Source organism: Pseudomonas sp. W2Jun17, assembly GCF_023127795.1.
GTDB classification, from domain to species: domain Bacteria; phylum Pseudomonadota; class Gammaproteobacteria; order Pseudomonadales; family Pseudomonadaceae; genus Aquipseudomonas; species Aquipseudomonas synxantha_A.
In genome coordinates this window covers 25,087-46,913 of the sequence record NZ_SPKO01000014.1, presented here as the reverse complement: position 1 = coordinate 46,913, position 21,827 = coordinate 25,087, and the positions used below count along the sequence as shown (strand labels likewise).

Annotated in this window: 18 protein-coding genes; 10 read left to right on the top strand and 8 right to left on the bottom strand. The window is 61.6% G+C overall.

The features are described from left to right. The first annotated feature begins 1 nt into the window (after position 1). Entirely contained in the window at positions 2–1,294 is a 1,293-nt protein-coding gene (locus E4O98_RS10480) for a protein kinase (protein WP_248134927.1), read from the top strand. A gap of 54 nt (positions 1,295–1,348) precedes the next feature. Here the strand turns inward: E4O98_RS10480 and E4O98_RS10475 are convergent, their stop codons facing one another. Together E4O98_RS10475 and E4O98_RS10470 are read right to left on the bottom strand one after the other, a co-directional pair. After that, positions 1,349–2,056: a YebC/PmpR family DNA-binding transcriptional regulator gene (locus E4O98_RS10475; protein ID WP_005789254.1), complete on the bottom strand. Its 708-nt coding sequence runs from the start codon at positions 2,054–2,056 to the stop codon at positions 1,349–1,351. Positions 2,057–2,165: 109 nt separating this feature from the next. Then, entirely contained in the window at positions 2,166–3,491 is a 1,326-nt protein-coding gene (locus tag E4O98_RS10470) for an MFS transporter (RefSeq protein ID WP_103734460.1), read from the bottom strand. Positions 3,492–3,749: 258 nt separating this feature from the next. Here E4O98_RS10470 and E4O98_RS10465 point away from each other — a divergent pair, with 258 nt between their 5' ends. Continuing rightward, the gene (locus E4O98_RS10465) at positions 3,750–4,640 is read left to right on the top strand and encodes a LysR substrate-binding domain-containing protein (RefSeq protein ID WP_248134925.1); all 891 of its coding nucleotides are present in this window, start codon (positions 3,750–3,752) and stop codon (positions 4,638–4,640) included. Here the strand turns inward: E4O98_RS10465 and E4O98_RS10460 are convergent. Further along, positions 4,616–5,470, bottom strand: a complete 855-nt coding sequence (locus E4O98_RS10460; RefSeq protein ID WP_078821709.1) for a LysR substrate-binding domain-containing protein — start codon at positions 5,468–5,470, stop codon at positions 4,616–4,618. The genes E4O98_RS10465 and E4O98_RS10460 overlap by 25 nt on opposite strands. 111 nt (positions 5,471–5,581) lie before the next feature. Here E4O98_RS10460 and E4O98_RS10455 point away from each other — a divergent pair, with 111 nt between their 5' ends. The 3 genes from E4O98_RS10455 (at position 5,582) to E4O98_RS10445 (ending at position 8,223) form a co-directional block, all read left to right on the top strand. After that, positions 5,582–6,691, top strand: a complete 1,110-nt coding sequence (locus tag E4O98_RS10455) for a 2-aminoethylphosphonate--pyruvate transaminase (protein ID WP_078821710.1) — start codon at positions 5,582–5,584, stop codon at positions 6,689–6,691. Positions 6,692–6,720: 29 nt separating this feature from the next. Further along, the gene (phnX, locus tag E4O98_RS10450; protein ID WP_248090082.1) at positions 6,721–7,548 is read left to right on the top strand and encodes a phosphonoacetaldehyde hydrolase; all 828 of its coding nucleotides are present in this window, start codon (positions 6,721–6,723) and stop codon (positions 7,546–7,548) included. 114 nt (positions 7,549–7,662) lie between these two features. After that, entirely contained in the window at positions 7,663–8,223 is a 561-nt protein-coding gene (locus E4O98_RS10445) for a cytochrome b (protein ID WP_248134924.1), read from the top strand. Between the two features lie 3 nt (positions 8,224–8,226). On the opposite strand, the gene E4O98_RS10440 is transcribed toward E4O98_RS10445, so the two are convergent. Both E4O98_RS10440 and E4O98_RS10435 read right to left on the bottom strand, forming a co-directional pair. Beyond that, a complete protein-coding gene (locus E4O98_RS10440; RefSeq protein WP_248134923.1) occupies positions 8,227–9,114 on the bottom strand; it encodes a pyridoxal-phosphate dependent enzyme in 888 nt (295 codons plus the stop codon). Positions 9,115–9,171: 57 nt separating this feature from the next. Next, a complete protein-coding gene (locus E4O98_RS10435; RefSeq protein WP_032880539.1) occupies positions 9,172–11,211 on the bottom strand; it encodes an NADPH-dependent 2,4-dienoyl-CoA reductase in 2,040 nt (679 codons plus the stop codon). A 211-nt stretch (positions 11,212–11,422) separates the two neighbouring features. Between E4O98_RS10435 and E4O98_RS10430 the strand changes: the two genes are divergently transcribed. Further along, complete coding sequence (locus tag E4O98_RS10430; RefSeq protein WP_032880538.1) at positions 11,423–12,553, top strand: carbon-nitrogen hydrolase family protein; 1,131 nt, start codon at positions 11,423–11,425, stop codon at positions 12,551–12,553. A 3-nt stretch (positions 12,554–12,556) separates the two neighbouring features. Then, the gene (locus E4O98_RS10425; RefSeq protein ID WP_032880536.1) at positions 12,557–13,591 is read left to right on the top strand and encodes an AraC family transcriptional regulator; all 1,035 of its coding nucleotides are present in this window, start codon (positions 12,557–12,559) and stop codon (positions 13,589–13,591) included. 348 nt (positions 13,592–13,939) lie between these two features. On the opposite strand, the gene E4O98_RS10420 is transcribed toward E4O98_RS10425, so the two are convergent. Then, positions 13,940–14,407: a MarR family transcriptional regulator gene (locus tag E4O98_RS10420; protein ID WP_248134921.1), complete on the bottom strand. Its 468-nt coding sequence runs from the start codon at positions 14,405–14,407 to the stop codon at positions 13,940–13,942. A 145-nt stretch (positions 14,408–14,552) separates the two neighbouring features. Here E4O98_RS10420 and aceE point away from each other — a divergent pair, with 145 nt between their 5' ends. Then, on the top strand, positions 14,553–17,213 hold the full coding sequence (gene aceE / locus E4O98_RS10415; protein WP_032880532.1) for a pyruvate dehydrogenase (acetyl-transferring), homodimeric type: 2,661 nt from the start codon (positions 14,553–14,555) through the stop codon (positions 17,211–17,213). A gap of 1 nt (position 17,214) precedes the next feature. On the opposite strand, the gene E4O98_RS10410 is transcribed toward aceE, so the two are convergent. Together E4O98_RS10410 and E4O98_RS10405 are read right to left on the bottom strand one after the other, a co-directional pair. Further along, on the bottom strand, positions 17,215–18,039 hold the full coding sequence (locus tag E4O98_RS10410; RefSeq protein ID WP_248134919.1) for a DUF2242 domain-containing protein: 825 nt from the start codon (positions 18,037–18,039) through the stop codon (positions 17,215–17,217). 83 nt (positions 18,040–18,122) lie between these two features. Continuing rightward, complete coding sequence (locus tag E4O98_RS10405; protein ID WP_032880528.1) at positions 18,123–19,028, bottom strand: LysR family transcriptional regulator; 906 nt, start codon at positions 19,026–19,028, stop codon at positions 18,123–18,125. Positions 19,029–19,143: 115 nt separating this feature from the next. Between E4O98_RS10405 and E4O98_RS10400 the strand changes: the two genes are divergently transcribed. After that, positions 19,144–20,322 (top strand): MFS transporter, encoded by a 1,179-nt coding sequence (locus tag E4O98_RS10400; protein ID WP_248134917.1) that lies wholly within the window; start codon positions 19,144–19,146, stop codon positions 20,320–20,322. 118 nt (positions 20,323–20,440) lie between these two features. Further along, the gene (nhaA, locus tag E4O98_RS10395; RefSeq protein WP_032880524.1) at positions 20,441–21,784 is read left to right on the top strand and encodes a Na+/H+ antiporter NhaA; all 1,344 of its coding nucleotides are present in this window, start codon (positions 20,441–20,443) and stop codon (positions 21,782–21,784) included. Positions 21,785–21,827: the final 43 nt, after the last annotated feature.

The window sequence follows — 21,827 nt, the reverse complement described above, 5'->3', positions numbered from 1 at the left end:
CATGAATACCCTCGCCCAACTCAAGGCCGGCCAATTGGCCGGCGCCAAGCGCCTGGACCTGGCCTGCGGGCTGACCGAGTTCCCCCGGGAAATCTTCGACCTGGCCGACTCCCTGGAAATCCTCAATCTCACCGGCAATGCCTTGAGTAGCCTGCCCGAGGACCTGCACCGCCTGACGCACCTGCGTGTGCTGTTTTGTTCGGACAACGCGTTTACCGAGCTGCCGACGTGCCTGGGGCAGTGCGCGAAGTTGAGCATGATCGGCTTCAAGGCCAACCAGATCGGCCATGTGCCCGCCGCCGCCCTGCCGCCGAAGTTGCGCTGGCTGATCCTCACCGACAACTGCATCAGCCAATTGCCCGATGAACTGGGTCAGCGCCCGTTGCTGCAAAAGTTGATGCTGGCCGGTAACCAACTGACGCAATTGCCGCAAAGCCTGGCCCACTGCCAAAACCTGGAACTGATCCGCATCGCCTCCAACCGCTTGACCCACCTGCCGCAGTGGCTGCTGACCTTGCCAAGCCTGACCTGGCTGGCCTACGCCGGCAATCCGGTGGAAATGGCCATGACAGTGACGGGCGAAGATGGAACACCGAACATTCCCTGGTCTGAACTGGAACTGGGAGAAGTATTGGGCGAAGGCGCTTCCGGGATCATTCACAAAGCAATCTGGAAACCCCAGGCGCTGCCGGTCGCGGTCAAGCTATACAAAGGCACCATCACCAGCGACGGGTCACCGCTGCATGAAATGCAAGCCTGCATTGCCGCCGGGCTGCATCCCAACCTGATCAAGGTGCAAGGCCGTGTCATCGGGCACCCGCAACATCAGGCAGCATTGGTCATGAGCCTGATCGACCCGAGCTACCGCAACCTCGCGGCGCTGCCTAGCCTGGCGTCCTGCACCCGGGACATCTACGAAGCCGATACCCGTTTCAGCCTCGACGTGGCGCTGCGCATGGCACGAGGCATCGCTTCGGTGGCGGCGCACTTGCACCGTCAGGGGATTACCCACGGTGACCTGTATGGCCACAACATCCTGTGGAATGTGACGGGTGATTGTTTGCTCGGAGACTTCGGCGCGGCGTCATTCCATGCCACGGCCGACACCTTGGAAACCAGGGCGTTGCAGCGTATTGAAGTGCGCGCGTTCGGGGTGTTGCTGGGGGAGTTGTTGGATCGGGGTGAAGGGGCAGTAAATGAGGATCTGGTTGAACTGCAAAAAAGCTGTTGCCAGCCCGATGTGTTGGCGCGGCCAAGCTTTGAAGAAATCGACGGCGTACTGAGCGCTATCTAACACCGCTGGAACAATGTGGGAGGGGGCAAGCCCCCTCCCACTATGCAGTGATGACTAGCCAGCCAGGCCGACAAACATATCCTGCACATCATCATGGTTATCCAGGCCTTCCAGGAACGCCTCGACTTCGGCCATCTGCTCATCGGTCAAACCACTGACCGGGTTCTTCGACAGGTAACCCAGCTTGGCCGACAGCACGGTGAAACCCTGCTCTGGCAAAGCTTTCTGCACGGCATCCAGGTCGGTGGTTTCGGTGATGAACAGGGTGGTGCCCTCTTCTTCACCGTCTTCAAAATCCTGGGCGCCAGCTTCGATGGCGGCCATTTCCGGATCAGCATCAGGGGTGTCCGGCGATGCTTCAATCAGGCCGACGTGGTTGAAATCCCACGCCACCGAACCGGAAGCGCCCAATTGGCCCTTGCGGAACGCCACGCGGATTTCCGCCACGGTGCGGTTGATGTTGTCGGTTACGCATTCGACGATCAGGGGCACCTGGTGCGGGGCAAACCCTTCGTAGGTCACGCGGTGGTATTGCACGGTTTCACCGAGCAGACCGGCGCCCTTCTTGATCGCACGATCCAGGGTTTCCTTGGGCATCGAGGCTTTCTTGGCCTGCTCGACCACCAGGCGCAGGTGCGCGTTGGTCGCGGTATCGGCGCCGTTGCGGGCGGCGATGGTGATCTCTTTCACCAGCTTGCCGAAAATCTTGCCCTTGGCATTGGCTGCCGCTTCTTTATGTTTGACTTTCCACTGTGCGCCCATGACTCACTCTCTACTTTCCATGGCGCCGAAACGTCTACTGGCCGGCGCTTTGGGGGCAGAGTTTATAGCGCAAGAACACGCTAATCCACCAAAAAACCGGCCAGGTGCCTCAGGTGCGCAGGGGTTTGATGGTGGCACTGCGATCCGGTATGAAGTCCCCCACCTGCGCCAGAACAGCCGGCCTGGCGTTCCAGTAGGGCATCAATACCAGTGAAGAAAACAGCGCCGCGCCGGCAAACACGATAAACACCGTGACGGTATCGAAGTAGCCCGGCAGCAAGCCGCCGAGGATCGCGCCCACCGAACCGCAACCATTCACAAACCCTGCCGCCGTGGCGCCGGCTTTGGCAGTGCCGAAGTCAATGGCAGCGGTGCTGCTGATCATCGAGTCCGGACCGTACAGAGTCAGGCCCATGACAAACAGCAAGGCCATCACCAGCACCACACTGCCGGTGTGCAGCGCGCCCATGAACAACGCCAGGGCCACGGTCAACGCCAGCAGGCTCAGCACACAGGCCGGCATACGCCGGGCGCCGAACAGTTTGTCGGAAGCCAGGCCGATCAGTACCGGCCCGAGCAAACCGGCCAGCTCAAACGCGGTGGGCACGATGGCCGCGCCGACCTTGCCCACCGACGGCATCTGTTCGTAGACGATTACCGGGCCCCACAGCAAAATCGCGTAGCGCGCCGGCTTGAGCAGGAAGTACGCCAGCCCCAGCGTCAACACCGTGCGGTTGCGCAAGATAGCGCGCAACGGTTCAAGCACACTGATGCGCTGTTCGGCGGCCCTGTTCTCGGCACTCATGAGCGGCTCGGGCTCCACCGCTGGCAAACCCACATCCTGGGGGGTATTGCGCTGGAAAATAAAGAACAGCACGGCCACCACCGCCACCACCGCAGCACTGGAGATAAACGCCGCGTGCCAACTACCGATCAGGGTGTAGGCCCACCAGCCGGCGAACGGTGAAGCCACCAAGCCGCCAAAGGCATAGCACGAACTCCACAGCCCCAACACCCGCCCACGCTGCTGGGCCGGGAAGAAACTACCGAGGTTCTTGCACAACCCCGACCAGCCGGTGGACTGCGCCAACCCCTGGATCAACATGCAGGTGACAAAGATCGGCAAGGTCGCAAACGTGCCCATCACCAGCGCGGCGGCGGCGGAAACCAGCAAGCCGCCAAGCACCACCACCCGTGGCCCGAAGCGGTCGGCGAGCATGCCCCAGGTGAACTGGCCCACGGCGTACGCGGCGAGATACAAGCCATCGAGGTTGGCCATCATCATTTTATCGAGGGGGAAGCTGGGGTCGTCGCCGATCCCCAGTTTTGCCACCGAGAAGGCTTTGCGGGTGAAATAGAACGCGGCGTACGCCAGCCAGGTGATGGCGAAAATCTGCACGCGCCAACGCTTGATGCTACCCATAGGGATATTCATGGTGGTTCTGACCTCAGGTGTGAGTGTGCCGGCAGAATCGAAAGAAAACGCCTGTTTTTTTTATGGTTGAGCACTGCAATGCCGGGCCTTGGAGCGCGCGGTATTGGTCAGATGAACGCGGTGTGCCTGCGCCCATGGCCGTCGAGGTTGTAGGACTCAACCTACGGCGGCTGAGGTGCATCAAAGCAATGGCTGACTAATAGGTAAAATCGATTTATCGTATTTCAAATATAAGCTCAGCTTGTAAGAGGACGTGCCATGTCGGTTTCCCATGCCCAACTCAAATCCTTCCATGCGGTGGCCGTGCACGGCAGTTTTACCGGCGCCGCCGAGCGCCTGTTCCTGACCCAGCCCGCGATTTCCGACCAGGTGCGCAAACTCGAAGAGCGCTTCGGCGTGTTGCTGTTTCACCGCAACAAACGTTCGGTACGCCTGACCGACCTGGGCGAACGCCTGCTGGGCATTACTCAGCGCCTGTTTGTGATCGAGGCGCAAGCCGAAGAATTGCTGCAAGACTCCCGCGCCCTGCTCACTGGCACCCTCACCCTGGCGGTGGATGCGCCCGTACATGTACTGCCACAGATTGCGCACTTCTGCCGGCTGTACCCGGGAATCAGCGTGAAGATCGAAACCGGCAACACCGATGAGTCGTTGTTGCGCCTGTACAACTACCAGGCCGACCTGGCGCTGTTGGGTCGCGATGTCGACGATGCGCGCCTGCTGTCGCTGCCATTGCCCGACGATCAACTGCTGGCGTTTGTCGCCTGCAACCATCCCTGGGCCGGGCGCGAATCCATCTGCCTGGCCGACCTGGATGACACGCCCTTGGTGCTGCGGGAAATCGGCTCAGTGACCCGTCAGACCCTGGAGCAGGAAATGCGCCAGGCCGGCCTGCGCATTCGCCCGGCGATTCAAGTTGAAGGCCGCGAAGCCGCGCGTGAAGCAGTGGTGGTGGGCATTGGCGTGGGCGTGGTATCGGCGGCAGAGTTCGGCGCCGACGCTCGGGTGTACGCCATGCCGATCCGCGACTGCACTCAGCGCATGAAGGAAACCCTCGTCTGCCTGAAAGAACAGAGCTCACGTCGCGTGGTGGCGAGCTTTTTGGAGATCGTGCGTGACAGCCTTCACGCCAACTCGAAAAAAGCCTGAATCAAGCGCAGCGAACGGCGCCGCTCCATGCAGCCGAGCGTATGTCGGTTCAGCAGGCCATCGCCCAGGATCGGCACAGCGTGTACCCGCGGGTCCGGGCTGACCTCCATCGACGACACCACCCCTACCCCCAGTTCGGCCGCGACGGCTTCGGTCACGGCTTCACGGCTGTCCAGTTCCAGCAGCACCTTGGGCTGCACATTCGCCGCCATGCACGCGTCGTCGAACGTGCGCCGGGTAATGGAACTGGGTTCACGCAGCACCATGATCACCTCATGCAGCTGCGCCAGTTCAATCCCGTCGGGCTGCTTTGCCCACGGATGCGCTTTCGGCACCAGGGCGCAAATCCGTGACTCGTCCAGAGGTTGCAGGTGCAAGCCATTGCGCGGCTCCACCTCGGTGAGCACTGCCACATCGGCATGTTCGGACAGCAGCGCCGCCAGGGTTTCCTGGGCATTGCCCAGGCGCAGGTTCACGGTAATGCCCGGGTAGCGCGAGCGCAGGCTGGCGATCATCGGCATCACCAGGTGCGGACCATCCGCCGCCACCTCCAGACGCCCAGTGAGCAACTGACGGTTGGCCTCCAGCATGGTCTGCGCCTCATCCACCAAACCGAAGATTGCCCGGGTGATGGCCGCCAGGCGTGCGCCCTCTTCGGTCAACTCCACCCGGCGGGCGGTACGGCGCAACAGCGCAATCTGGTAATGCTCTTCAAGCGCCTTGATATGCCCGGTTACCGCCGGCTGGCTGATGAACAGCCGCGCCGCAGCCCGGGTAAAACTGCCCTCGCGGGCCACGGCATCGAATGCACGCAGTTGGAACAGGTTCATAGCTATCGGCCTCACTGATAGCTCGCATAACAACAAACAATTTGATTGATAACAAGCCAAACTGCAATTTAGGCGCCGTAGCTTCAACCCCGACCCTTGCGAGGATTTGAGATGACCACTGCCGCGCCGATCCTGTTGACCCCTGGCCCCCTGACCACTTCGACCCGCACCCGTCAGGCGATGATGGTGGATTGGGGGTCGTGGGACGATCGCTTCAACCAGCTCACCGCCAGCGTCTGCACGCAGCTGCTGGCGATCCTCAATGCTGCCGACAGCCACCATTGCGTGCCGTTGCAGGGCAGCGGCACCTTCGCCGTCGAAGCCGCCATCGGCACGCTGGTCCCGCGCAATGGCAAGGTATTGGTGCTGATCAACGGCGCCTACGGCAAGCGCCTGGCGAAGATTTGCGAAGTGCTCGGTCGCTCGTTCAGCACCTTTGAAACCGCTGAGGACGAGCCCACCACCGCTGCCGATGTAGATCGCCTACTGCAGGCTGACGCGGCCATCACCCACGTCGCGTTGATCCATTGCGAAACCAGTACCGGCATTCTCAACCCGCTGGCGGAGATCGCCCAGGTCGTCAAACGCCACGACAAGCGCCTGATCATCGATGCCATGAGTTCTTTCGGCGCGCTGCCGATCGATGCTCGCGAAGTGCCGTTCGAGGCGCTGATCGCCGCCTCGGGCAAATGCCTGGAAGGCGTACCGGGCATGGGCTTTGTCTTTGCCGAAAAAGCTGCGCTGGCCGCCTCCCAGGGCAACTGCCATTCCCTGGCAATGGACCTGTTCGACCAGCACACCTATATGGCCAAGACCGGACAATGGCGTTTCACCCCACCGACCCACGTCGTCGCGGCCCTGCATGAAGCGTTGCTGCAATACGCCGAAGAAGGCGGCCTGCCCGCCCGTCATCAACGCTACGCCGACAACTGTCAGGCACTGCTGGACGGCATGGCTGCGCTGGGCCTGCGCAGTTTCCTGCCGGCGGCGATCCAGGCGCCGATCATCGTCACCTTCCACGCACCAAAAGACCCGCGCTACCAGTTCAAGGACTTCTACGAACGGGTCAAGGCCAAGGGTTTCATCCTTTACCCCGGCAAGCTGACCCAGGTGGAAACCTTTCGCGTGGGCTGCATCGGCCATGTCGATGCGGCCGGTATGCAGGCGGCGGTCAAGGCTATCGCCGACGTGCTGCAAGAAATGGAAGTGCTGGACATTTGACTGCCCCCATTACCCACAGGACCTGAACCATGAACTATCAAAACCCCAACACCCTCCAGGCCGTTATCCTCGACTGGGCCGGCACCGTGGTCGACTTCGGCTCCTTTGCCCCCACGCAGATCTTTGTCGAGGCGTTTGCCGAGTTCGACGTGCAAGTCTCTATCGAAGAAGCCCGTGGCCCGATGGGCATGGGCAAGTGGGACCATATCCGCACTCTCTGCGACCAGCCGCAAGTTGCCGAGCGCTACCGCAAGGCCTTCGGCCGCACACCGACCGATGATGACGTGACCGCCATCTACCAGCGTTTCATGCCGCTGCAAATCGAGAAGATCGCCGAACACTCAGCCCTGATCCCCGGCGCCCTCGACACCCTGGCCGGCGTGCGCGCCCAAGGGATCAAGATCGGCTCCTGCTCCGGCTATCCCAAGCAGGTGATGGACAAGGTCGTCGCCCTGGCCGCCACCAACGGCTATGTCGCCGACCACGTGGTCGCGACCGATGAAGTCCCCAACGGCCGCCCTTGGCCGGCCCAGGCCCTGGCCAACGTGATCGCCCTGGGCATTGATGATGTGGCCGCGTGCGTGAAGGTCGACGACACCGTGCCGGGTATTCTCGAAGGCCGTCGTGCCGGGATGTGGACCGTAGCGCTGACCTGTTCGGGCAATGCCCTGGGCCTGACCTACGAGCAATTTCGCGCCCTGGACAGCGCCACACTGGCCAGCGAGCGTCAGCGTATCGAAGCGATGTTCCAAGCCTCGCGCCCGCACTACCTGATCGACACTATCAACGACTTGCCGAATGTCATCGCCGACATCAACGCACGCCTGGCACGCGGGGAAATGCCGCAAAGTTACTGACCAGGATCAAGGCAACGGCATTGGCAACGAGCGAAGCGCTCAAAACGGGCATACAGTTAACGTACTCCGTCGCTAAAGAACGGAGGTATGCCCTGATGAGTGAGGAAAAAAGCAATGCCGTGGAAAAACTCCGATACGCGCTACAGCACCATGTCGATTGCGTTGCACTGGTTGATGGTAGTGCTGCTGGCGGTGGTCTACGCCTGCATTGAGTTACGCGGGCAATTCCCCAAAGGCAGCGGTGCGCGCACGCTGATTGTCGAAATGCACTTTATGTTCGGACTCACCGTGTTTGTGCTGGTGTGGCTGCGCCTGTTCGCACGCAGCCTGGGGGTGGCGCCGAAGATCGTGCCGGCACCGCCGCAATGGCAGAACCTGCTGGCGAAGCTGATGCATGGTGCGCTGTATGCGTTGATGATCGGGTTGCCGATTGCCGGCTGGTTGATCGTCAGTGCCAAGGGGCATTCGGTGATGTTCTATGGGATGGAGTTACCGCCGCTGATTGCAGAAAACAAGGCGTTGGCCGAGGAGATTGAAGGCTGGCACGTGCTGTTCGCCCAGATCGGTTACTGGCTGATCGGGCTGCATGCGCTGGCGGGGATCTTTCACCATTATGTGATGCGCGATAACACTGCCTTGCGAATGATGCCGGGCGGGCACAATCCCACCCGTTGACACCTACAGGAAACCTCGGCGGCCTTGCAGGCCGCCAGTGTGGATGAAGATCAGCCGCGCGCCGGGGGCAAAGCGTCCGGCCTTGATCTGTTGCTTCAATGCCAGCAGCGCCTTGCCGGTGTAGAGCGGCTCCAGTGGCACACCGCAGGCCCGTTCGGTGCGCTCGATAAAGTCGAGCAGCAGCGGATCGACCTTGGCAAAGCCGCCACGGCAGGCGTCCAGCAACTCATAACCGGTCTGCACAATCGCACTCACATTCTGCGCCACGCCATGATCATCCGGCACAGCCATTGCGCCGTACACCGGATGCGCGCCGGCCTCCGCCAGCACCAACCCGGCCAGAGTAGTACCGGTGCCCGCCGCCAGCCACCATGCGTCGTAATCCGTCCAACCGAGGTGGCTCAACTGCACCCGCGCCTGCTCCACCAACACCCCACAGCCCAGCGCGCCGTCCAGACCACCACCGCCTTCGGGTATCGGATAAAGGTCGGGATACTGCTCGCGCCAGGGCAGCCAGAAACCCGGCTCATGCCGCGCCCGATAACCGCCGTAGCCCAGCCAATGCAGTTGCATCCCGAAGGTCTTGAGGTCGAGCACCGTGGGAGTGTCTTGGGGATGGCCGCGCAACAGGCCGACCGTGGGAAAATCAAAGCGCTTGCCCGCCGCTGCCAGTGCGTGCAGATGGTTGGAGTGAGCCCCGCCAAGGCTGATAACCCCTTTGGCGCCGGTAGCGCGGGCCTGAGCCAAGTGTTCGGTAAGTTTGAACCACTTGTTGCCGCTGATCAGCGGGTCGATGCGGTCCAGGCGCAGCACGGCCAACTCGATGCCGTTCAGCCAATCAAGCTGCACAGGTTCAAGGGGCGCATAAGGCAGCCAATCGAAAGGGCCCATCGGCAGGTATCTGAATGAGAAAGGGGCGGCAAGTCTAACACCGCCCCTGTTGTCGCCTTACAACTCGGCCGCCAGGCGCGAGCCCTGATTGATGGCGCGCTTGGCGTCCAGCTCGGCCGCCACATCGGCGCCACCGATCAGGTGCACGTTCTGGCCGGCAGCGACCAGGCCGTCATGCAGTTCGCGCAGCGGGTCCTGGCCGGCGCAGATGACAATGTTGTCCACCGCCAGCACCTGCGGTTCACCCTCGGCGCCGATGCGGATATGCAAGCCTGCGTCATCGATCTTCAAGTACTCGACGCTGTTGAGCATCTGCACCTGTTTGTTCTTCAAGCCGGTACGGTGGATCCAGCCGGTGGTCTTGCCCAGGCCGTCGCCAACCTTGGAAGCCTTGCGTTGCAGCAGGAACACCTCGCGGGCCGGCGCATGGCGCTCGGGCTTGATCCCGGCCACCCCGCCACGTGCTTCCAGTTGGGTATCGATGCCCCATTCTTTCCAGAACGCCTCGCGATCCAGGCTGGTAGACACGCCTTGGTGTACGAGGAATTCCGATACATCGAAACCGATGCCGCCGGCGCCGATCACCGCCACACGCTTGCCCACCGGCTTGCGCTCCAGGATCACATCCAGGTAACTCAACACCTTGGCGTTCTCGACTCCCGGGATCGCCGGGGTGCGCGGCGCGATACCGGTGGCCAGGATCACCTCGTCATAACCACCTGCCACCAGCTGCTCGACGCCCACACGAGTGTTGAGGCACAGCTCTACGTGAGTGGTCTGCAATTTGCGTTTGAAGTAACGCAGGGTTTCGAAAAACTCTTCCTTACCCGGCACACGCTTGGCGATATTGAACTGGCCGCCAATCTCGCTGGCGGAATCGAACAAGGTCACCTGATGCCCACGCTCAGCGGCAACAGTGGCAGCGGCCAGACCGGCAGGGCCGGCGCCGACCACCGCGATTTTCTTGATCTGCTTGACGGGCAGGTAATTGAGTTCGGTTTCATAGCAGGCGCGCGGGTTGACCAAACAGGTGGTCAGCTTGCCGCCGAAGGTGTGGTCCAGGCACGCCTGGTTGCAGCCGATGCAGGTGTTGATTTCATCGGCGCGCCCAGCGGCGGCCTTGTTGACGAACTCCGGGTCGGCCAGAAACGGGCGCGCCATCGAGACCATGTCGGCATCGCCCTCGGCCAGGATCTGCTCGGCGATTTCCGGGGTGTTGATGCGGTTGGTGGTGATCAGCGGAATCTGCACCGCACCGCGCAATTTGGCGGTGACTTTGCTGAAGGCGCCACGCGGGACCTTGGTGGCAATGGTAGGGATACGCGCTTCGTGCCAGCCGATACCGGTGTTGATGATCGTCGCGCCAGCCTGCTCGATAGCCTTGGCCAACTGCACGATTTCCTTCCAGACGCTGCCGCCTTCCACCAGATCAAGCATCGACAGGCGGAAGATAATGATGAAGTTCGGGCCGACGGCCTCGCGCACGCGACGCACGATCTCCACCGCCAGGCGCATACGGTTTTCAAAGCTGCCGCCCCAACGGTCGGTGCGATGGTTGGTCTGGGCGGCGAGGAACTGGTTAATGAAGTAGCCCTCCGAACCCATGATTTCCACACCGTCGTATTCGGCGGCCTGGGCCAGCAAAGAGCAGGTGACGAAATCCTGAATCTGCTTCTCGATGCCCTCCTCATCCAATTCCTTGGGCTTGAACGGGTTGATCGGCGCCTGGATCGCACTCGGCGCCACCTGCTTGGGGCTGTAGGCATAACGCCCGGCGTGAAGGATCTGCATGCAGATCTTGCCGCCCGCCTCGTGCACCGCCTGGGTGACGATCTTGTGCTTGCGCGCCTCTTCTTCAGTGGTCAGCTTGGCTGCCCCGGCGTATACACCGCCTTCATCATTCGGACCAATGCCGCCGGTGACCATCAGGCCCACGCCACCACGGGCGCGCTCGGCAAAGTAGGCTGCCATGCGCTCGAAACCGCCGGGCTTTTCTTCCAGGCCGGTGTGCATCGAGCCCATCAGGGTACGGTTGCGCAAGGTGGTAAAACCCAGGTCCAACGGGGCCAGCAGGTGCGGGTAGGCAGCAGCGGTCATGGTACAGCTCCACAACGGATCATCACGGGACGTGGCGCACTCGAACGGTGTGCCATCGGTTTATGTCCCACAGACTAAGAGGCGGTGGACCACGGCTCAATGACTGAAACTGACAAGTTATTGATCCAAATGCACAGCGCCCCTTGGCAAGCCGCGCCATGGGCCCTACCCTAGTCGCGAACCCTGCACCTGGTCTGTTGTCTGTTGCCCCATGCGTAAACTTCTAGCGTTCACCGTCACCATGGCCCTGGTTGCCGCCCTCGCCGCGTATCTGGTCTGGACCCAGGAGCGCCCCGTGGCGCATTACCTGTCGGACCTGCGTATCACCCTCGCCGTCAATGAGGGCGAACCAGCCGACCGTGGCAACCTGCTCGGCATTCAGCCAGAGCTGTTCCCTGCCGACTATCAAAGCCTGGAACGCCTGCATCTGAAGCTGTCGAGCTACCTGCAAAAAGCGCGCGACCAAGGCCTGATCAACGCCAAGACCATCGTGGTGCTGCCCGAACATATCGGCACCTGGCTGATGCTCAAGGGCGAAAAAAACGAGCTGTACCAGGCCACGCATTTGAAGGATGCGATGAACTGGCTGTCGATCAGCAACCCACTGCAGTTTGCGAAAGCCTGGATCAGCGCCACCGGCGACAACCGCATGGATGACGCCTACCTGCGCATGAAGGCCCCTGCCATGGCGCGCGACTATCAAGTGGTGTTCGGCGGGCTGGCAAAAGAATTTGGCGTAACCCTGGTGGCAGGCTCCATCGCCCTGCCCAACCCGAGCGTGATCCAGGGGCAGTTGGAAGTCGGCCATGGCGCGCTGTACAACGCCAGCGTGGTGTTTGCCGCCGACGGTTTGCCACTGGGCCAACCGCAGCGTCAGCTCTACCCGATCTACGATGAGCGTGGCTTTATCGAGCCAGGCGATGAGAATGTCGTCAGCGTGGTGGATACGCCTGCCGGGCGCCTGGGCACCCTGGTCGGCAGCGACAGCTGGTACCCGGACAACTATCGCAAGCTCAACGAGCAAGGTGCGCAACTGATCGCAGTACCGGCCTTCGTCACTGGCCGCGACACCTGGGACCGTCCATGGCGCGGCTTCAAGAGCGTGTCGACGCCTTCCGAGGTCAGCCTCAAACCCGAAGAAACCAGCGAAGGCGCCGCCTGGCGCCGCCTCACGCTGATCAGCCAGCAGCCTGTCAGCCAGGCCATGGCGGGCATGAGCGTGTTTTTACGTGGGCAGTTCTGGGACCTGGGCAGCGCCGGCCAGAGTTTTCTGAGCAGCAACGGGCAAGTGTTCGCCGACGGCGAGGCCCGTGGCGCGCGCCTGCTGAATATCTGGCTGTAGCCCTTGAAGCCGGTGCGCCTGGGGGATCTGTCGGTGGGCTTCGTGCACACCCTGGCCGATGCCATCCAGAGCCACGGCCTGGACCCGCAACCGCTGTTGCTGCAATACGGCCTGGACCCTGCACGCCTGGCTGAAGCCGGCGCACGCCTGTCGATCCCGCGCTATATGCGCCTGGGCCACGCGGCCATCCAACTGACCGGCGACCCGGGCCTGGGCCTGCGCATGGGCCAACTCAGCCGCTTGAGCCAGGCCGGCCTGGCCGGTGTCACCGCCGCCCAGGCCCCCAATGTGCGCGAAGCGGCGCGCACGCTCACACGCTTTGAAGCGCTGTACGGCTCCAACTATCGCGGGCAATCGAGCTTTCATGAAGATGCCGAAGGCGCCTGGCTGCGGTTCTACTCCATCAGCCCCTACAACGCCTATAACCGCTTTGTGGTGGACTCGATCATCGCCGGTTGGCTGCAACAATTATCCAGCCTGGCGCAACAGCCGGTGCAGGCACAACGGATAGAAATCGAATTCGACGCGCCGGACTATCACGAACACTACAACAGGCTGGGAAGCGGCCTGGTGCACTTCGGCGCCGATGCCAATCAACTGCGTCTGAGCCAACCCACCTTGGCGCTGCGCAACCCACAGCACTGCCCAAGTACCTGGCACCTGTTGCTGCAGCTGTGTGAAAGGGAGTTGGAGCAGCTGACTCGCACCCGCAGCCTGCGCGAGCGCATCACGCGGTTGCTCGGGCCTATGCTCAATGGCGGCCGGGAACCCGACCTGGAAGAGGTGGCGGCACGCTTGAAACTGCCGACCTGGACTTTACGGCGCAAACTGACCGAGGAAGGCACACAGTTTCGCGCAATTCTCAACGACACCCGCCGCGACCTGGCCATGACCTATATTCGCGATACCGAGCTGGCATTTGGCGAAATCGCCTACTTGCTTGGTTTTGCTTCAGCCCAAGCCTTCCAGCGGGCCTTCAGACGCTGGAATAACCAGACCCCAGGGGAATTTCGCCGCAGTCAGCGGCATTCCGCCTGAAGTCAGCGTTACAGCTCGGTGGCATCGTCGACCGGATCCAGCGGGTCCAACTCGAATGCCTGATACTCCAGCAGTTCTTCCTGGTAATCGTCCATGGTGGACTCCTTCTTCAAATGAAAGCGGTGGCAGGTAAATGACCTGCGAACCCAGCCTAAAGTGCCGTCATGACGAAAAAATGTCGACGTTGTGACATTCCTGCGCTTGAAAAGTTAAACGCGACAGGCGCCGGATAATTTAATCCCATGACTTGAAGTGCGATTGCAATCATTGCAAATGCAATCATATTTCCAGTAGGGTACGAGTATCCGTTGGAAGGAGCTTGGACCCATGCCTGCCTCTATCGCGCATTCATTTACGTCGGCTGCGCACTTGCACACCCGCATCCATCGCCAAGCCCGCCGTGCGCTCCAGGGCATCGGCAAATGCCTGGCGCTGCTCGGGTTCGATTTGTGAAATGAACAGCTCGTCCACGGTGCTTTCGTAGATTTTCCACATGCTCTTGCGCAGCGCTCGACCCGTGTCCGTGATCGAGGCAAACGCCGCACGACCGTCGCCATCGGAGCGGGAACGCACTACCAGGCCGTCCTTTTCCAGGCGGTCCACCAGGCGCGTGAGGTTATAGCGCTCAATGGCCAGCACATCGGCCAGTTCGTGCATACGCCGGGTGCCGCCGGGCCCGCTTTCCAGGCCCCACAACGCATCGTACCAGGCGTACGGCGGCAGGCCCGCCGCAGCCAGGCGCCGCTCGATTTCACGGATGACCGTCCTGTGAGCCCTGACAAAACGGAACCATACATCCGGCTCTTTCGACGACATGCAACACCATCCGGGGAATTTCAAGAAGGTTGCAATAGTAGCTCATCCCGCGCTAGATTCTGGCATGTCGTTGCAATTGCAACTACATTTTGCATCACTCCCGCGAGGAGCTCGCTGCTTGAATCCGCCTACCCTGGAGCCTCACATGACCCCGAATGACCCAGTAAGACTCGACGATGATCCGCAGGAAACCCGCGAATGGCTGGACTCCATCGAATCGGTGCTGTCCACCGAGGGCCGTCCCCGCGCTCATTACCTGATCGATCAGTTGCTGGATTTCGACGTTGCACGGCATGGCGACTTCTACGGGCGGGTGACCACCCCCTACGTCAATACCATCCCGGTTGAGCGCCAGTTGCCCTACCCCGGTAACCAGGCCATCGAGCGGCGCACCAATGCGTTCATCCGCTGGAATGCCATGGCGATGGTATTGCGCGCAGGCAAACACTCAGGCGTGGGTGGGCATATCGCCACCTATGCGTCAGCCGCCGTGCTGTATGACGTAGGCTTCGATCATTTTTTCCGTGGCCGAACCGACACATTCGACGGCGACCTGGTGTACATCCAGGGCCATTCCTCACCAGGCATTTATGGCCGTGCCTACCTGGAGGGCCGTATCAGCGAAGCGCAGCTGGATAACTTTCGGCGCGAGGCCGGTGGCGAGGGTTTGTCTTCCTACCCTCACCCACGCTTGATGCCGGACTTCTGGCAATTCCCTACGGTCTCCATGGGCCTGGGGCCGATCACCGCCGCGTACCAGGCGCGTTTTATGCGGTACCTGGAGTTTCGAGACCTCAAGCAGCATCAGGGCCGCAAGGTTTGGGCATTCCTCGGCGATGGCGAAATGGACCAGCCCGAATCCCTGGCGGCCATCTCCCTGGCGGGCCGCGAAAAACTCGACAACCTGATCTTCGTGGTCAACTGCAACCTGCAACGCCTGGATGGTCCGGTGCGCGGCAATGCCAAGGTGATCCAGGAGTTCGAGAGCCTGTACCGTGCCGCCGGCTGGAATGTGATCAAGGTGATCTGGGGCGGCGGCTGGGACGCGCTGCTGGAAAAGGACCAGAGCGGCCTGCTGCGCCAACGCATGATGGAATGCGTGGATGGCGACTACCAGAATTACAAATCCCAGAATGGCGCTTATGTGCGTGAACACTTCTTTGGCAAATACCCGCAGTTGCTGGCGCTGGTTGCGGACATGTCCGACGACGACATCTGGAAACTCTCACGGGGCGGGCATGACCCGGACAAGGTCTACAACGCCTACGCCGCCGCCGTGCGCCACAAGGGCCAGCCCACGGTGATACTGGCCAAGACGGTCAAGGGCTTCGGCATGGGTGAAGCTGGCGAAGGCCAAAACATCAACCATCAGCTGAAGAAGATGGGGGCCGAAGCGGTAAAAGCTTTCCGCGACCGCTTCGGCCTGGAGGTCGACGATGACCGGCTCGAAGAAATCCCCTACCTCAAACCCGCCGTCGACAGCGAAGAGGCCCACTACTTTGCCGCACGACGGCAGGCGCTGGGAGGCTATGTGCCAGCGCGCCACACTAGCGCTGCGCCGCTGCAAATCCCCGAGCTGAGCGCCTTCGCCACCCAACTCAAAGACACCGGTGAGCGCGCCATCTCCACCACCATGGCCTTTGTGCGCATCCTCGGCACGCTGCTCAAGGACACGCATTTGGGCAAGCTGATCGTGCCTATTGTGCCGGATGAGTCGCGCACCTTTGGCATGGAAAGCCTGTTCCGCCAGATCGGTATCCACTCAGCCGTCGGCCAGCTCTATACCCCACAGGACGCCGGGCAATTGAGCTACTACAAAGAGAGCAAAGACGGACAGATCATGCAGGAAGGGCTGAATGAATCCGGCGCCATTTCTTCCTGGATCGCGGCAAGTACCTCCTATAGCAACCATGGCCTGATGACCGTGCCGTTCTATATTTTCTACTCGATGTTCGGCTTCCAGCGCGTCGGCGACCTGGCCTGGGCGGCGGGCGATGCGCGAGCACGGGGCTTCCTGCTGGGCGCCACGGCCGGGCGCACCACGCTGATGGGTGAAGGCTTGCAGCACGACGACGGGCACAGCCATATCCTGGCGTCGGTGATTCCCTGCTGCGTGGCCTATGACCCGACTTTTGCCTACGAACTGGCAGTGATTATTCGCGAGGGTATGCGGCGCATGTATGTCGAACAGGAGGACATCTATTACTACATCACCCTGCTCAACGAAAACTATCCGCACCCGGCGATGCCGGAAGGCGTTGAAGAAGGCATTCTCAAGGGCATGTATCCGCTGAGCAGCCACCCGCAGGCAAAGGTGCAGCTCATGGGCAGCGGTTCAATCTTGCGCGAAGTGATCGCCGCAGCCGAGTTGCTCGCCAAGGATTTCGCCGTGCATAGCGATGTCTGGAGCGTCACCAGCCTGACCGAATTGCGCCGTGATGGGCACGCCGCCGAACGCTGGAACCTCCTGCACCCGCAAAGCGAGCCGCGCCAAAGCTACGTCGAAACCTGCCTTGCCGGGAGAACCGGCGCTGTGGTGGTGGCCACGGACTACATGAAGTTGTTCGCCGACCAGATTCGCCCCTTCGTGCATAACCGCCGTTTTGTCGCACTGGGTACCGACGGTTTCGGGCAATCGGACACCCGCGAGACATTGCGCGAGTTCTTCGAGGTAGACCGGCACTTTATCGCTTTAGCAGCCTTGAAGGCGTTGGCTGATGACGGTGTGATTGGTCGTGACAACGTCGCCCTGGCCATCAGCCGCTACGGGATCAACGTCGACAAGGCCGATCCCGTAGCCATCTGAGTTACTGCGCAGGCGCTGGCAAGGGCGGTATTGCCTCTGTCGGCGCAGGCAGGCTGGGATTGGTCGGCGCCGGCGCGGGCTCGGTTGCTGGCGCCGAGGCAGGCGCAGGTTCCGGGGTCGGTGCGATCGGCGCAGCCTCAGGTGGCGGTGCCAGGGGTTGCGAAGCGGCAGGCGCTACAGGTGCCTCCTTCGGCGCCTCGACCTTCTCGGCTACTGGAGCGGCTACCGGAGCGGCCTTGGGTTCAGGCACACCCAGGTCAGCCTTGGGCTGCTCGGGTATATGCTCGGCCTGCTTGACCTCCTGCGGCAGGAACACATCCACCAGCGCAAAGTAACGCTCGTAGAACTTCGGCGCCGAGACGGTCTCGCTCGCGACTTTCACCATCGAGTCGTCAGTGGAGCCGATCGGCATCGACACCGAACCCAGCACACCCACGCCGAGGCTGGCGGAGTTGTTGACCTTCTTCAGCGCATAGCGATCCTGCAAGGCGTTGGCAAACATCGTCGAGTGATTGATGCCTTTGCCATCAGCAGCGCACACCACGTTGAAACTGATCTGCAGATGGGTCTCGCCGGTCTGCTGAAAACTCTTGTTGCCCGCCACCAGCTTTGGATCGCTGCTGGTAATGATGTAACCCTGGCTCAGCAGGGCACGACGCGCCGCTTCACACGCCGCTACATCGCTGACCGGGTAATCGCGGGAAAACGTACCGGAATCGTCGAAATTCTCATGTTCATAGATAGCGGTCTTGGGTGAGGAGCAGCCCGCGGCGCCCGCCAGCACCAGCGCCAACCCGAGGCTACGCAAGTGAAATGATGTCGACATCGAAAATCCTGTGGAAAACGGTCCGGACGGTATTGTGCAACAGAACGCGGCCTTGAAGCGCGCATTCCTGTCGGTTAAACATCTCAGCCTTGTGAAGCCGCGTCAGTAGGAAAAAGCCCGGCACACATATGGTCGATAAACACGCGCAATTTGGCCGAGGCATGGCGACTGGCCGGCCACAGCAACCAGAAACTGCCACGGTGTTCGAGGTGTTCATCCAGCACGCGCTGCAAAGCCCCTTGCGCAACCGCCTCGTTGACCATGTAGTCCGGCAGACACGCAATACCGAGACCTTCCTGAGCCACATGCTTGAGAGACTCAATGGTGCTGCTGACCAGCGGCGCACGCAAGCTCGGCTCCGCCGCGCCCGGCACCAGTCGCAGCGGCCAGGGCTCGAGTTTGCCGGAGGCGCAGAATTTATGCCGAAGGCAGGCGTGATGACTCAAGTCCAGGGGCAGGAGTGGCGTGCCGTATTGGTCGAAATAGCCGGGCGTACCGACAAGTACCAATTGGTAATGCCCCAGATGGCGCGCCATCAAGCGCGAGTCTTCCGGCTTGCCGGTGCGGATCACCGCGTCGAAGCCTTCATCGATGACATCCACCATACGGTCGGAAAAATCCACGTCCAACTCGATATCCGGATAGGCACGCATAAAGCCACTGATCACCGGCATCAACAACCCGCGCACTTGGGGCACGCTGATACGCAGTTTGCCCCGCGGGGTGGCACTGGCCTCGCTCAACTCCAGCTCAGCCGCTTCCACTTCCGCCAGGATACGCCGCGAGCGTTCCAGCAACAGCGCGCCCTCACTGGTCAGGGTGATACTGCGGGTACTTCGATGAAACAGCCTGACGCCCAGGCGCTCCTCCATGCGTGCGATGCTTTTGCCTACCGCTGAGGATGACACGCCCAATACCCGCCCGGCGGTGGTGAAGCTACGGGTTTGCGCGACCTGTACGAATACCGAGAGCCCGCTCAGACTGTCCATGCTGATGCCTTGGTCGATTGCGGACAAAAATGTCCGATAAGTTCGGCACCTTAGCCTGTTTTTCCGCGCATCGCAGCCCCCTACCCTGCCTCCTTGCCCCTTCAAGGAGACTCCCATGAACAACACTTCAGTGACCGCTACGGCGCCCGTGCATGAACCCTTGCCATTGGCAGGGTTGCTGGCCCTGGCCTCGGCCGGCTTTATCACCATCCTCACCGAGGCCATGCCCGCCGGGCTGCTGCCGCAAATGAGCGCCGGGCTGGAAGTGTCACAGGCGCTGGTGGGGCAGTTGGTGACGCTCTACGCCCTGGGCTCATTGCTCGCGGCCATCCCGCTGACCTTGCTGACCCGTGGCTGGCGTCGCAGGCCTCTGCTGTTGATCGCCATAGGCGGCTTTGCCTTGGTCAACAGTGTCACCGCGTTTTCCAACCACTACGGCGTGACCTTGATCGCTCGCTTCTTTGCGGGTGTATTCGCCGGGCTGCTGTGGGCGCTGTTGGCAGGCTACGCCAGCCGCATGGTTGCCCCTCATCTGCAGGGCCGGGCGATCGCCGTGGCCATGCTCGGTGCGCCGCTGGCCTTGTCCCTCGGCGTACCTGCTGGCACCCTGCTTGGCACGCTGGTCGGTTGGCGCAGCAGCTTTGCCATCATGACCGGCCTGACCCTGTTACTGCTGGTGTGGGCGCGCTGGCAATTGCCGGATTTTGCCGGCGAAGCAGCCAGCAAACGTCTGGGCCTGAATCGCGTGCTGGCCCTGCCGGGAATCCGCCCAGTGCTGTGGGTGACCTTCACCTATGTGTTGGCTCATAACATCCTCTACACCTACATCGCTCCCTTGCTGGTGCCCGCCGGCATCGGCAGCGAGATCGACCAGGTATTACTGGTGTTCGGCTTGATGGCGTTGGTAAGCATCTGGTTGGTGGGCATATGGATTGATCAACACCTGCGGTTGCTGACCCTCATCAGTTGCGCGACGTTCGCCGCAGCTGCCCTGCTCCTGGGTTTCTGGACCAGCTCTGCGATCTGCATCTACATCAGCGTGGCGGCCTGGGGCCTGGCTTTCGGAGGCCTGCCGGCCCTGCTGCAAACCGCACTCGCGAAGTCGGCCGGCAACTCGGCCGATGCCGCGCAATCCATGCTGGTCACCGCATGGAACCTTGGCATTGCCGGGGGTGGGCTGGCTGGCGGCTTGATGCTCCAACACTGGGGCGTCATCGCATTTCCATGGGCCGTGCTGGGGTTGATAGCGCTGGCGCTGGGTGCAATGACGGGCAAGGCCTGGCACGGCCGATGACAAGTTTGTTTACAACTTATTCCTCAACTTCCTATCATCGCCTCTGGGTGCGTTGCTGCATAAGGCACGGCGCAGGTTAAAAGCCAAGCATTGGTCGGGCCGCCAATGGAGATTTGTCGTGCCTGATAAACACCCTGCCATCCCCCGCCCTCAGCGCCTGACTGAGGGCGCGCTGTCTGCCCTTGAGCGTTTTTCCCATATCGAAGCCGTGAGCGGTATCGTCCTGCTGTTGGCAGCGATCGTGGCGCTGATCTGGGCCAACAGCCCCGCCGCAGCGACCTACGAACACTTCTGGAATACGCCTGTTACCCTGGGACTTGGCGATTACAGCGTGTCGCGCTCCCTGCACTTTCTGGTCAATGACGGGCTGATGACCATCTTCTTTCTGGTAGTCGGCGCCGAGATCCGTCAGGAAATCAAAGATGGCGCCCTGGCCAACCTGAAACTGGCCACGCTGCCCTTGGGCGCTGCGCTGGGCGGTGTGCTGATGCCTGCACTCATCTACACCCTGCTCAACCACGGCACCGTCGCCGCCAGTGGCTGGGCGGTACCCACCGCGACCGACATCGCGTTTGCTGTGGGCGTGCTGGCGCTGCTGGGCAAGTCGATTCCCAGTGGCGTGCGTATCCTGTTGCTGGCCCTGGCGATCATCGATGACATCGTGGCGATCCTGATCATCGCGATCTTCTTCACTGCCAGTCTCGATTACATGGGCTTGGTGATTGCCGCAGGCGGGCTGGCGCTGGTGCTGGTGTTCCAACGCATGGGCATCGGCAAGGCCGCGATCTATCTGTTACCTGGCGCGATTGTATGGTTCGGGCTGCTCAAGACCGGCGTGCACCCGACCCTCGCCGGGGTGATCCTGGGCTTGATGACGCCGGTCAACTCCAAGCCCACCACGGAGCGCCCGCTGGAGACCATTGAACGCACGTTCAACGAGCTGATGGAGCGCTTCTCGCATTCGGCAGAAGGCCCCCAACAGGTCGCCCAGCCCCTCAAGCAACTGCGCCAAGCCCAGCGGGAGATATTGCCGCCGGTGCAACGGGTGCAATCGGCACTGCATCCGTGGGTGGCATTCGGCGTGATGCCGCTTTTCGCCCTGGCCAATGCTGGCGTGAGCCTGCACGGCTTCAACCTGGATGATCCGATGGCTCACGGGGTGTTCATGGGGGTCATCTTTGCGCTGGTACTTGGCAAACCCCTGGGCGTGATGCTGGCGAGCCTGATGCTGGTCAAGCTCAACATCTGCAAGCTGCCGGACGGTGTGACCTGGACAGGCGTCGGCCTGGTTGGCCTGCTGGCCGGGATCGGGTTCACCATGTCGATCTTTATCTCCTCTCTGGCCTTCTCGGACCCTGCCTTGCTCTCGGCCGCCAAGCTCAGTGTATTGGCCGCTTCGACCCTGGCAGCGGTGATCGGCCTGACCTGGGGCAAGCTCAAGTTTTCAGGCAAGCACCCATAAGGCGAGTTAAGCACCCACTTTATCAAGGGCAAAAAAAGACCCC